The following is a 14,065-nucleotide window of genomic DNA, read 5'->3' as shown; positions in this document are numbered from 1 at the left end:
TAATAGTATAAGAAAGTCATATCAAGGTATGACTTTCTTTTTTTATTCTATTTGATACATGTTAATTAAAATTATTAATTGTTGATTTTTAAATGTTATTATATTAGATAAAAAATATTACTATGAAAAATAAATATGTTTTACTGATAAAACCTTTTCTGTTAATTTTATCAATTGCGGGAACTTTTATATACTCTTCAGCGCAGTCTCAAAATAATTTTCTGATAGGAGTATGGTCTCCTCCAGACATAGATGCCAACTTTGTTGCTATTCCCGCAGATTATGATAATGATGGAAAGGTTGATGTGAGCGTAAAAACATCTGGAGGATATTGGCTAATTGATTATGCTAATAATGGTTTTGGAGGTTGGGATAAGATTTTATCTCAATATGGAGGTTTGGATGCTATTCCAGTTCCTGGTTATTACGATCATGATACACTTTTAGACCTAGCTGTAAAGACCGATTCCGGAGCTTGGCTTATAGATTACGCTGTTAATGGTTTTGGAGGTTGGGATGTAACATTACCTTTTAATTATGGTGATGAACATTTTCATCCCGTACCGGCAGATTATGATGGAGATGGATACACTGACATAGCAGCAAAGACCGATGATGGGCATTGGCTTATAGATTATGCTAAAATTGGAGGTTTTAATGGTTGGGATGTGATTCTTAATCAATATGGCGGAACAGAAGCACATCCTGTACCAGCTGATTATAATGGAGATGGAGCTGCCGATATAGCTGTTAAGACTGATAATGGGCAATGGCTAATTGATTATTATCACCAGAGTCTAGGTTTTAATGGTTGGGATTATATCTCAGATCCTAATGTTTTTAGCTATGGGGATGGTAAGTCGGTTCCAGCTCCAGCGGATTATAATGGTGATGGTAAAGCAGATATAGCAGTACAAGACAATGGAATATGGAAGATCGATTATGTTGACGCTTCCGGTCATTACGGGAATTGGGATAAGCAGTTTATTGGGTATGGAGATAACAATACCCAACCACTTCCAGCAGACTATAACGGTGATGGTCTTGCCGATTTAAGTCTTAAAATAAATGAAACAGGGACTTGGTTAGTCGATTATGCAGAAGTTTTAAATGGGCAAACCAATTATACAGGATGGAATGAGCATGCTTATATAGGTCGTTGGAACTGGCCTAATAGTGATTATACCTACTTGATTGGTCCTTCAGCATCTTATTATAATAATGATCTTGTAAAGTTTCAAAAGTTAAAAGATGCAAATGTGGACTTCATAGTAGATCCGGATGTTATGTTTGTTCCAGATAACTATGCAAGGATATATACCTATCTGGATCTTGCTAAAAAGAGTTCACTTAAAGTACTTTTATCAGGGCATAATATAGCATCAAAACTGGATCCGACTCCTTTAATTGATTATAAACAAGAATTTATAAATGCCTTTAAAGACCACTTGCCTAATGGGCTAGAACAGTCTGTAATGGGAATCTTTTTGGGAGACGAGCCTGTCATTGGTCAGTTAAATAATGTTAAAAAATGGACAGGTTTTTTTAATACCAACTATACACAGCAACCTACTTTTTACAATTTGCTTCCAAGATATGGAGATTTTATTGATGATGCCGACTATGAAAATTACCTTGATAAATATATTAATGAAAATATTACAAATTTTGTATCTGTTGATCATTATCCGTTTAAAGATAATGAACCATTTAAGACCACTTATTTTTACAATTTAAAAGTTTTTAGAGAAAAGCTTGGATACAACAGGCCTCTTTGGTTTGTAATTCAATCTGAAAATCAACATTATTCTCCTGAGCCTTACGAGCCAAAATTAAAATTTCTTACTTCAACAGCGATAGCTTATGGTGCGAAAGGTTTGCTTTATTGGTCTTATATGAATGGATTTGAAAGCAATTCAGCACATTATGCATCAATAAAAAAGGTAAACAAATACATTAAAGAAGTTATAGCTCCTGTAATTTTGAATTCAAGTTATATTGCAACCTTACATAAAAGCGATACGTATATGAATCAGGGACATCCTTTTGGTGCAGATGAATTAATAACTTCAAATTTCAATGGAGTTATTACGGATGTCAGTAATAATAATGTAGTTGTGGGTTTGTTTCAACAGAGTACTACTACAACTACTGATTCTTATATTTGGATTGTTAACAAAGATCTTTCTGCAAGTGCTTTGTCAACGAAATTAACTCTGGAAGGGGCTTATCAAAGTTCATCAATTTCTCCGAGGGTAGATAGTTATGTATCGCCTAATAATAGCTTTAGTTCTATAAATAGAACATTTAATCATGTTACAAATAAAACTACGATTACAATTCCTGAGCTTATGCCAGGGGAAGGAGTAATGCTAAAAGTAGTACAATTAAATTCTACGGTTCTTCGTTGTGGCATAGATGCTGACAACCTTATTACCTTAAATTAGGAGTGCAAATGGACCTTGGAAGTATTCCAATTTCAACAATATTAAAAACATGAAAAAAAAATTAATTTAGTCTTCAAGGATATTTACTTGTCTGACCGTTAAAAAAAGTATTCTGTAAAAACTTTCTAAAAATCAATCGATTCCATTTGCTATTTCAAAAATATTTTATAATTTTGCAGTCCGAAAAGTAGGTTTACTATATGTGAGTGCGGTAACCTGCTGAATAATAAATGCTTCCAAACTCATTAATTATTCAAATTTAAAAAACAAAAAATGGCTAAAAAAGTCTTTAAAATGGTAAAGCTTCAGGTGAAGGGAGGGGCTGCAAACCCGTCTCCACCAGTAGGTCCTGCATTAGGTTCTGCCGGTGTAAACATCATGGAGTTTTGTAAACAATTTAACGGAAGAACTCAGGATAAGCCTGGGCAAGTTTTGCCAGTAGTAATTACTGTATACGAAGACAAATCTTTTGAATTCGTAATTAAAACTCCTCCAGCTGCAATTCAGTTAATGGATGCTGCAAAAATTAAAGGAGGTTCCGGAGAACCAAACAGAAACAAAGTAGGTTCTGTATCTTGGGATCAGGTAAAGAAAATCGCAGAAGACAAAATGGTAGACCTTAACTGTTTTACATTGGACTCTGCTCTTTCTATGGTTGCAGGTACTGCTAGATCTATGGGATTGAGAGTAACAGGAGCTAAACCAACTAACGCTTAAAACTTAGAGAAATGGCAAAATTAACAAAAAAGCAAAAAGAAGCTTTAAGCAAAGTAGAAAAAGGAAGAGCTTACAATCTTGAAGAAGGTTCTGCTCTTGTGAAAGAAGTAAACACTGCAAAGTTTGATGCTTCTGTAGATATCGCTGTAAGATTGGGTGTAGATCCAAGAAAAGCAAACCAAATGGTTAGAGGTGTAGTATCTCTTCCTCACGGAACTGGTAAAGATGTTAAAGTATTAGCTCTTGTAACACCAGATAAAGAAGCTGAAGCTAAAGAAGCTGGAGCTGATTATGTAGGTCTTGATGAATATTTACAAAAAATCAAAGATGGTTGGACTGATGTTGACGTGATCGTTACTATGCCAGCTGTTATGGGTAAATTAGGACCTTTAGGTAGAGTATTAGGACCAAGAGGTCTTATGCCAAACCCTAAGTCAGGAACTGTAACAATGGAAATTGGTAAAGCAGTAACTGAAGTAAAATCAGGTAAGATTGATTTCAAAGTAGATAAATATGGTATTATCCATGCAGGTATTGGTAAAGTATCTTTCGATGCTGCTAAGATCAAAGAAAATGCTCAGGAATTAATCCAGACATTGATCAAAATGAAGCCAACTGCTGCTAAAGGTACATATGTAAAAAGCATTTATTTGTCTTCTACAATGAGCCCGGGTATTGCAATTGATACAAAATCTGTAAACTAATATAAATCCTTAAGACAATGACAAAAGACCAAAAAGTTGTAGCAATACAAGAGATCAAAGATTTGCTTCAGGATGCAAAAGTAGTATACGTAGCAGATTTAGAAGGGTTGAACGCTGCTAAGTCTTCAGATTTCAGAAGACAGGCTTTCAAACAAAATATCAAAGTAAAAGTGGTAAAAAATACACTTTTACAAAAAGCAATGGAGCAGATTGACGGAGTAGATTACTCTGAAATGTTCCCTACTTTCAAAGGGAATTCTGCGATTATGATTGCTGAAACAGCAAATGCTCCTGCAAAATTAATCCAAGGATTCAGAAAGAAAGAAGAAAAGCCGGCTTTAAAATCTGCTTATCTTCAGGAAACTTTCTATGTTGGAGACGAAAATCTAGGTACACTTGCTAATATCAAGTCTAGAGAAGAAATGATCGGAGAAATCATCGGATTACTTCAATCTCCAATTCAAAGAGTTGTTTCTGCTCTTCAAAACAAACCTGAAACAGTAGAAGCTAAAGCTGAAGAAGCTGCTGCACCTGCTGTAGAAGAAACTCCTGCTGAGGCTGCTCCTGAAGCTCCTGCTGCAGAAAGCACTGAAGAAACTCCAAGTGCTGAATAATTAGACTCAAAAAATTAAATAAAATAATCAACAAAAAACATTACAACAATGTCAGATTTAAAAAATTTAGCTGAAACGCTAGTAAACTTAACAGTAAAAGACGTAAATGAATTAGCTGCTATCCTTAAGGATGAGTACGGAATTGAGCCAGCTGCTGCTGCAGTAGTAGTTGCAGGTGGAGGTGCAGGTGAAGCTGCTGAAGAAAAAACTGAATTCGACGTAATTCTTAAGTCTGCAGGTGCTTCTAAATTAGCTATCGTTAAATTAGTAAAAGATTTAACTGGTGCTGGTCTTAAAGAAGCTAAAGATATCGTAGATGGTGCTCCTGCTCCAATCAAAACTGGTATCTCTAAAGACGAGGCTGAAGCTCTTAAGAAGCAATTAGAAGAAGCTGGTGCTGAAGTAGAATTGAAATAATTCAATTTACCTTACAAATATAAACCTGGACCTCGGTCCGGGTTTTTTTATGGATTAGAATCATTAAGTAGATAGATTGATCAACTGATTATTGTAGGCGATATTGGGCAGACTTGAGTACTAATTGTTACGGCTTATTTACATTGAGGACATCTGTAATATAGTTTGTGTTAATATATTAGAGAATAAATGTTGTGAATGTGGATAACTTTTTGTATCTTTGCTCCTCTTTTGGCGCTAATAATTGTTTGTAAATCTATAAAATATTGTAAATCAACTCTTTCATGGTAATGAAAGGGATTTTATGTTTATAGATATTGCGGCGTTTCTGCCTCAAAAGTATTAAAAATATTTTGCATTACGCTGTGAAAAGATATACCAGTGTTGCAGTTAGAAGTTGGATTAAAGACTTTTAGAATAAAGAACAAAGAATAAAGACCGATAATTGCGCCAAAATTTTCACACTTATTCTTGCTCTTACCTCTTCTCTCTTTTTGTCTTCTTCTGATATTTTTTTATAAATCAAAATATTTTTTAACCCTTCTTAAAAGTTTTATGAGTAAAACAGCAGCATCAATTAGGGGGAATCAGAGAATTAATTTCTCATCAGCAAAAGGAAAAATTATCACTCCAGACTTCTTGGATATCCAATTAGAGTCTTTTAAGGAGTTTTTCCAGCTTGATACCCTTCCTGAAGACAGGAAAAAAGAAGGTCTTCACAAGACTTTCCAGGAAAATTTCCCAATTACAGATTCAAGAAACCAATTCGTATTGGAATTCTTAGATTATCTGGTAGATTCTCCACGTTATTCAATCGACGAGTGTGTGGAAAGAGGTTTAACGTATTCAGTTCCTCTTAAAGCAAGACTTAAGTTGTATTGTACAGATCCTGAGCATGAGGATTTCCAAACAGTAGTTCAGGATGTATATTTAGGGCCGGTTCCTTATATGACGCCTAGTGGTTCTTTCATCATCAATGGTGCTGAGAGAGTTATTGTTACCCAGTTACACCGTTCTCCTGGTGTATTCTTTGGGCAGACTTACCACGCAAACGGAACCAAACTGTATTATTCAAGAATTATTCCTTTTAAAGGATCTTGGATGGAATTTACTACGGATATCAATAGCGTAATGTACGCGTATATCGACCGTAAGAAAAAATTACCATTAACTACCCTACTTAGAGCTATCGGATTTGAATCTGATAAGGATATTCTTCAGATTTTCGACCTTGCGGAAGAAGTGAAAGTATCTAAAGCCGCTCTTAAAAAAGTAGAAGGAAGAACATTAGCTGCGAGAGTATTGAACACATGGTTCGAAGATTTCGTAGATGAGGATACGGGTGAAGTTGTTTCTATTGAGAGAAACGAAATCATCCTGGACAGAGAGACTATTCTTGAAAAAGAACATTTAGATCTTATTCTTGATGCTGGTGTGAAATCTATTTTGATTCACAAAGAAAACAGCAATGAATTCTCTATCATCCAGAATACATTACAAAAAGACCCTACCAACTCTGAAAAAGAAGCGGTAGAATACATCTATCGTCAGTTAAGAAATGCAGATCCGCCAGATGAGGAGACCGCTAGAGGAATTATTGAAAAATTATTCTTCTCTGAGCAGAGATACTCATTAGGAGAAGTAGGACGTTACAGATTGAACAAAAAGTTAGGTCTTAATATTCCTACTACAACTGAAGTTCTTACTAAAGAAGATATCATTGCGATTGTAAGACATTTGATCGAATTGGTAAATTCTAAAGCAGAAGTTGATGATATCGACCACTTATCAAACAGAAGAATTAAAACTGTTGGTGAGCAATTAGCAGGTCAGTTCGGTGTTGGTCTTTCAAGAATTGCAAGAACAATCAAGGAAAGAATGAACGTTAGAGATAACGAAATCTTTACACCGCTTGATCTTGTTAATGCTAAGACTTTAACCTCTGTAATTAATTCATTCTTTGGTACCAACCAGCTTTCTCAGTTCATGGACCAGACTAACCCATTGTCAGAGATTACTCACAAGAGAAGATTATCTGCACTAGGGCCTGGTGGTTTATCAAGAGAAAGAGCAGGTTTCGAGGTTCGTGACGTTCACCATACTCACTATGGAAGAATTTGTCCGATTGAAACTCCGGAAGGACCAAACATTGGTTTGATCTCTTCTTTGGGAATCTATGCAAAGATTAACAATTTAGGTTTCATCGAAACTCCATATAGAAAAGTAGAAGACAGTAAGATTGATCTTAATGCAGCTCCTATCTATCTTAATGCAGAAGATGAAGAAGATAAAGTAATTGCTCAGGCAAACGTTGAATTGAATGACAACGGTGAATTCGTTACAGACAGGATTATTGCAAGACTGGATGGAGATTACCCGGTAGTTGAACCTTCCCAGGTTAATCTTATTGACGTAGCACCAAACCAGATCTCTGGTATTTCAGCTTCATTAATTCCATTCTTGGAGCATGATGATGCGAACCGTGCATTGATGGGATCTAACATGATGCGTCAGGCCGTTCCTCTATTGAAGCCGCAGGCTCCGATCGTGGGTACAGGGCTTGAGCAACAAGTTGCAAGAGACTCAAGGATTTTGATCAACGCTGAAGGTACAGGTACTGTAGAGTATGTGGATGCAGATAAGATCACTATTAAATATGAAAGAAGCGATGACGAAGATTTAGTATCATTCGAATCAGCTACTAAAACATATAACTTAACTAAGTTTAGAAAAACCAACCAAAGTACAACGATTACTCTGAGACCAAACGTAAGAGTAGGTGAAACAGTAGAAAAAGGACAGGTACTTTGTGATGGTTATGCTACTGAAAACGGAGAATTAGCTCTTGGTAGAAACTTGGTGGTTGCGTTCATGCCTTGGAAAGGATATAACTTCGAGGATGCGATCGTAATCAATGAAAAAGTTGTTCGTGAAGACTGGTTTACATCAATCCACGTAGACGAATACTCTCTTGAAGTTCGTGATACCAAATTAGGTATGGAAGAATTAACAGCAGATATTCCAAACGTTTCAGAAGAAGCGACTAAGGATCTTGATGAAAACGGTATGATCAGAATTGGTGCTGAAGTGAAGCCTGGTGATATTATGATTGGTAAAATCACACCTAAAGGTGAATCTGACCCAACTCCTGAAGAAAAACTTCTTAGAGCGATTTTTGGTGACAAAGCTGGTGATGTAAAAGATGCTTCATTAAAAGCAGATTCTTCATTAAGAGGTGTTGTGATCAATAAAAAATTGTTCTCAAGAAATATTAAAGATAAAAAGAAGAGAACTGAAGAAAAACTTAAACTTGAAGAAATTGAAAACACTTACAAGGCTAAGTTTGATGAATTGAGAAATACTTTAATTGAAAAATTAAATACTCTTGTAAGCGGTAAAACTTCTCAAGGGGTTCATAATGACCTTGACGAAGAAATTATCGGAAAAGGAGTGAAGTTTACTCATAAATTATTGACTTCAGTTGAAGACTATGTAAACGTTAGCGGAGCAGATTGGACTGTTGATAACGATAAAAATGAATTGATCAAGCAATTGATTCATAATTATAAAATCAAGTTCAATGATATCCAAGGGGTTAAAAACCGTGAGAAATTTGCAATTTCTATCGGGGATGAGCTTCCTGCAGGTATCATGAAGTTAGCTAAAGTTTATATTGCTAAAAAACGTAAACTGAATGTAGGAGATAAAATGGCAGGACGTCACGGTAATAAAGGGATTGTATCCAGAATTGTTCGTGAAGAAGATATGCCATTCCTTGAAGACGGAACACCGGTAGATATCGTATTGAATCCACTTGGGGTACCTTCCCGTATGAACATCGGACAGATTTATGAAACAGTTCTTGGATGGGCTGGTCAGAAATTAGGAATGACGTTCGCTACACCAATCTTCGATGGAGCAAGTCTTGAGCAGATTACTGAGTACACAGAAAAAGCAGGTCTTCCTAAATTCGGTAACACTCACCTTTATGACGGAGGTACCGGAGAAAGATTTACTCAGCCTGCTACTGTTGGGGTTATCTATATGTTGAAACTAGGACACATGGTAGATGATAAAATGCACGCTCGTTCTATTGGTCCTTACTCATTGATTACTCAGCAGCCGTTAGGAGGTAAAGCTCAGTTCGGAGGTCAGAGATTCGGAGAGATGGAGGTTTGGGCTCTTGAAGCATTCGGAGCATCCAATATCCTTAGAGAGATCCTTACTGTGAAGTCGGATGACGTGATTGGTAGAGCAAAAACTTATGAAGCTATTGCAAAAGGTGAGTCTATGCCTGAACCAGGTATTCCGGAATCATTCAATGTATTGCTTCACGAGTTACAAGGTCTTGGATTAGACGTAAGATTGGAGGAGTAAATTAAAGATTTAATTACTAAAAATTAAAGAATTAATAAACTCCGAGATGATAAGAGAGAAAGTAATTTTAAATCTTTCAATCTTTTAATCTTTTAATCAAAATAAAAATTATGTCAAATAAAAATAAATCAAGTAGATTTAATAAAATAACCATCGGTTTAGCTTCTCCCGAATCCATTCTTCAGGATTCAAGAGGGGAGGTTCTAAAACCGGAAACTATTAACTACAGAACGCATAAGCCTGAAAGAGATGGTTTGTTCTGTGAAAAAATCTTCGGTCCTATTAAAGATTACGAATGTGCTTGTGGTAAATACAAGAGAATTCGTTACAAAGGGATCGTTTGTGACCGTTGTGGGGTTGAAGTTACGGAGAAGAAAGTAAGAAGAGAGAGAATTGGACACATTAATCTTGTAGTTCCTATCGCTCACATCTGGTATTTCCGTTCTTTACCAAACAAAATCGGTTACCTTTTAGGTATTCCTTCCAAGAAATTGGATATGATTATCTATTATGAAAGATATGTTGTAATCCAGCAGGGTATTGCTAAAAAATTGGACGGTTCTGACTTTGATAAAATGGAATTCTTAACAGAAGAGGAATACCTTGATATCATGGATACCCTTCCTGTTGAGAACCAATATCTTGATGATTCCGATCCTAACAAATTCATCGCCAAAATGGGTGCTGAAGCTGTTGAGGAATTATTAAAAAGAATCGATCTTGATGCATTATCTTTCGATCTGAGACACAAAGCTCACAATGAAGGTTCTAAGCAAAGAAGAACTGAGGCTCTGAAAAGATTAAATGTTGTAGAAGCATTGAGAGGTGCTAATACAAGAATGATCAACAGACCTGAGTGGATGATCATGCGTGTACTTCCGGTAATCCCACCAGAGTTAAGACCTTTGGTTCCATTGGATGGTGGACGTTTCGCTACTTCCGATTTGAATGACCTTTATAGAAGAGTTATTATCAGAAATAACCGTTTAAAGAGACTTTTAGAGATCAAAGCTCCGGAAGTAATCTTAAGAAACGAGAAGCGTATGCTTCAGGAATCAGTAGATTCATTATTCGATAATACAAGAAAATCTTCTGCGGTAAAATCTGAATCAAACAGACCATTAAAATCACTTTCTGATTCATTGAAAGGTAAGCAAGGTCGTTTCCGTCAGAACTTATTAGGAAAAAGGGTAGATTACTCTGCACGTTCCGTAATTGTTGTAGGTCCAAACTTACAACTTCACGAGTGTGGTATTCCTAAAGATATGGCTGCGGAACTTTACAAACCGTTTATCATTAGAAAACTAATTGAAAGAGGGATTGTAAAAACAGTAAAATCTGCAAAAAGAATTATTGATAGAAAAGAACCTGTAGTTTATGATATCCTTGAAAATGTGATGAAAGGTCACCCTGTTCTACTGAACAGAGCACCTACGCTTCACAGACTGGGTATCCAGGCTTTCCAACCTAAGATGATCGAAGGTAAGGCAATCCAGCTACACCCGTTAGTAACAACGGCCTTCAATGCCGATTTCGATGGTGACCAGATGGCGGTACATTTACCGTTAGGCCCTGAAGCAATCCTTGAAGCTCAGTTATTAATGTTAGGTTCTCAGAATATTTTGAACCCGGCTAACGGTTCTCCAATCACGGTACCTTCTCAGGACATGGTTCTTGGTCTTTATTTCATGACTAAAGAATTGAGCTCTACTGAAGATATGAAAGTGAAAGGTGAAGGTTTAGCATTCTATTCTCCGGAGGAAGCAGAAATTGCTTATGCAGAAGGAAAAGTTTCTTTAAATGCTAAGGTAAGATGTAGATTACCAGTTAAAGAAAATGGAGAATTGGTTACAAGATTAATTGAAACATCTGTTGGTAGAATTTTATTCAACCAGATCGTACCTAAACAGGTTGGTTATATCAATGAACTTTTAACTAAAAAGTCATTGAGAAATGTTATTGGTAAAATTCTTGCCGATACAGACTTCCCTACAACGGTTAAATTCCTTGATGCAATGAAAGACTTAGGTTATTCTAACGCATTTAAAGGAGGTCTTTCGTTCTCACTTGGGGATATTGTGGTTCCTGCTGAGAAGAAGCAGATGGTTGCGCAGGCAATCGGAACTGTAGATGAGATTAGAGCCAACTATAACATGGGTCTTATCACAGATACAGAACGTTATAATCAGGTAATTGACGTTTGGACGAATACCAACGCAGGATTAACTGAAATGATCATGAGCAGAATGAAAACCGACCAAGGTGGTTTCAACTCTGTATACATGATGCTTGATTCTGGTGCGAGGGGTTCTAAAGAACAGATCCGTCAGTTATCAGGGATGAGAGGTTTGATGGCAAAACCGCAAAAAGCAGGTTCTACCGGTGCGGAAATCATCGAAAACCCGATCCTTGCAAACTTTAAAGAAGGTCTTTCGATCCTTGAGTACTTTATCTCTACCCACGGTGCACGTAAAGGTCTTGCAGATACGGCTCTTAAAACGGCCGATGCCGGTTACTTAACAAGAAGATTGGTAGACGTAGCTCAGGATGTTATCGTTACAGAAGTAGATTGTGGTACTTTAAGAGGTACTGAAGTTACTGCTCTTAAGAAAAATGATGAGATCGTTGAGAAAATCTCTGAAAGAATTTTAGGTAGAGTTTCTCTTCATAACATCTATGATCCTGAAACAGATGAATTAATTGCTGAAGCAGATCAGGTAATCAACGAGCAGTTAGCGAGAAGAATTGAAGATGCAGGACTGGAAGCGGTTGAAGTTCGTTCACCATTAACTTGTGAAGCGAAGAAAGGTATCTGTGCTAAATGTTATGGTAGAAATCTTGCTACAGGTAAAATAATCCACATGGGTGAAGCGGTAGGTGTAATTGCAGCACAATCTATTGGGGAACCGGGAACTCAGTTAACATTGAGAACCTTCCACCAAGGGGGTACTGCGGGTAACGTATCAGAAAACCCATCAATCGTAGCAAGAAGAGATGGTATCGTTGAAATGGATGAAGTAAGAACAATTACTTCTGAAGATGAAAACGGAAATACAGCTGAAGTTGTAGTATCTCGTTCTACGGAATTCAGATTGGTTGCTGACAACGAATCCAGAACTCCTTTAATGGTTGCTAACGTACCTTACGGTTCAGTATTGGCTGTAAAACCTGGTGATAAAGTGAAGAAAGGTGATGTGATCTGTAAATGGGATCCGTATAACGCGGTTATCATTGCGGAAACATCCGGTAAAGTAGAATATGAAGATATTATCCAGGGTATTTCATTCCAACTTGAAATTGACGAACAAACAGGATTCGAAGAGAAAGTAATCTCTGAATCCAGAAATAAGAAAGCCGTACCTACCTTGAAGGTGGTAGATTCTAAAGGTGTTGAGCAAAGAGCTTATAACTTACCGGTAGGAGCCCACTTAATGGTTAATGATGGTGAGAAAATTAAGGCTGGTAAAGTCTTGATCAAGATCCCAAGAAAATCTGCAAAAGCAGGGGATATCACCGGAGGTCTTCCAAGGGTAACCGAATTATTCGAAGCAAGAAACCCTTCAAACCCAGCGGTTGTTACAGAAATCGATGGAGTAGTTTCTTACGGAAAAATCAAGAGAGGTAACCGTGAACTTATTGTAGAGGCTAAGACTGGAGAAAGAAAGATTTATTTAGTAAAACTTTCCAATCAGATCCTTGTTCAGGAGAATGACTTCGTAAGAGCTGGTTCACCACTTTCTGACGGATCAATCACTCCGGACGATATCTTAAGAATTAAAGGTCCAACAGCGGTTCAGGAATATCTTGTAAATGAAATTCAGGAAGTTTACCGTCTGCAAGGGGTGAAAATCGATGATAAACACTTTGAAATTATCGTTAGACAGATGATGACAAAAGTATCTATTGTTGATGGAGGTGATACTCAATTCCTTGAAGGAGCTTTGGAGCATAAATACGATTTCTTAGAGGAAAACAACAGAGTATTTGGTCTTAAAGTAGTTGTTGATGCTGGTGATTCTAAAGAATTCAGACCAGGTCAGATGATTACAGCGAGAGAATTGAGAGATGAAAACTCTAAATTGAAGCGTGAAGATCAAAATCTTGTTGAAGTGAGAGAAGCACTTCCTGCTACGGCTACGCCAGTATTGCAAGGGATCACAAGAGCGGCTCTACAAACTAAGTCATTCATGTCTGCAGCATCGTTCCAGGAAACCACTAAGGTTCTTAACGAAGCAGCAGTTGCTGGGAAAATTGATTTCCTAAGCGGTCTTAAAGAGAATGTAATTGTAGGACACAGAATTCCTGCAGGTACTGGTCTTAAAGAGTATCAGAATGTTATCGTAGGTTCTAAAAAAGAATTCGAAGATATTAACTAAAATGTATATAAAAGTTTCAGGATTCAAGTTTAAATTCTAAATTAGAGGCCTGAAACTTTTTAAACAAAAATATTTAAAGAAAACATGGACAATCAAAATCAAAATCCACAGGACGGAAACATCAACATCGAACTAAATGAAATGGTAGCGGCTGGAATCTATGCTAACTTAGCATTAGTAAACCACTCTCCATCTGAATTTGTAGTGGATTTCATCCAGTTAATGCCAGGTGTTCAGCAAGCTAAAGTAAGATCAAGAATCATTCTTGCTCCACTTCACGCTAAAAGAGTATTATCTGCTCTTCAACAGAACATTGCTAACTATGAGCAGCAATTCGGAGAAATCAAAGAAGTTGAGCCTTTCGTATTAGGTGGTAACAATGTACAAGCATAAGATTTTTCTTACATAAAACA

Annotated in this window: 8 protein-coding genes; all 8 read left to right on the top strand. The window is 36.7% G+C overall.

From position 1 onward, the window contains the following. Positions 1–122 precede the first annotated feature (122 nt). Positions 123–2,447 carry an FG-GAP-like repeat-containing protein gene (locus tag ACNFU2_RS11240; RefSeq protein ID WP_418121695.1) on the top strand — a complete coding sequence of 775 codons (2,325 nt, stop codon included), beginning with the start codon at positions 123–125 and terminating at the stop codon, positions 2,445–2,447. A 273-nt stretch (positions 2,448–2,720) separates the two neighbouring features. Then, positions 2,721–3,164 (top strand): 50S ribosomal protein L11, encoded by a 444-nt coding sequence (gene rplK / locus ACNFU2_RS11235; protein WP_089027865.1) that lies wholly within the window; start codon positions 2,721–2,723, stop codon positions 3,162–3,164. 11 nt (positions 3,165–3,175) lie between these two features. After that, positions 3,176–3,868, top strand: a complete 693-nt coding sequence (gene rplA, locus ACNFU2_RS11230; RefSeq protein WP_172280666.1) for a 50S ribosomal protein L1 — start codon at positions 3,176–3,178, stop codon at positions 3,866–3,868. 17 nt (positions 3,869–3,885) lie between these two features. Further along, positions 3,886–4,482, top strand: a complete 597-nt coding sequence (gene rplJ, locus ACNFU2_RS11225) for a 50S ribosomal protein L10 (RefSeq protein ID WP_273649580.1) — start codon at positions 3,886–3,888, stop codon at positions 4,480–4,482. Positions 4,483–4,530: 48 nt separating this feature from the next. Further along, positions 4,531–4,899, top strand: coding sequence for a 50S ribosomal protein L7/L12 (gene rplL, locus ACNFU2_RS11220; RefSeq protein ID WP_143884219.1), 369 nt, complete (start codon positions 4,531–4,533; stop codon positions 4,897–4,899). A gap of 555 nt (positions 4,900–5,454) precedes the next feature. Continuing rightward, positions 5,455–9,276, top strand: a complete 3,822-nt coding sequence (rpoB, locus tag ACNFU2_RS11215; RefSeq protein ID WP_172280662.1) for a DNA-directed RNA polymerase subunit beta — start codon at positions 5,455–5,457, stop codon at positions 9,274–9,276. A gap of 110 nt (positions 9,277–9,386) precedes the next feature. Continuing rightward, positions 9,387–13,652, top strand: a complete 4,266-nt coding sequence (gene rpoC / locus ACNFU2_RS11210; RefSeq protein ID WP_172280659.1) for a DNA-directed RNA polymerase subunit beta' — start codon at positions 9,387–9,389, stop codon at positions 13,650–13,652. A gap of 84 nt (positions 13,653–13,736) precedes the next feature. Continuing rightward, on the top strand, positions 13,737–14,045 hold the full coding sequence (locus tag ACNFU2_RS11205) for a DUF3467 domain-containing protein (protein ID WP_089027859.1): 309 nt from the start codon (positions 13,737–13,739) through the stop codon (positions 14,043–14,045). Positions 14,046–14,065 lie beyond the last annotated feature (20 nt).

It is taken from the genome of Chryseobacterium sp. PTM-20240506 (assembly GCF_048296755.1).
GTDB classification, from domain to species: Bacteria; Bacteroidota; Bacteroidia; order Flavobacteriales; family Weeksellaceae; genus Chryseobacterium; species Chryseobacterium proteolyticum.
This window is presented reverse-complemented; position numbering and strand designations above follow the sequence as displayed.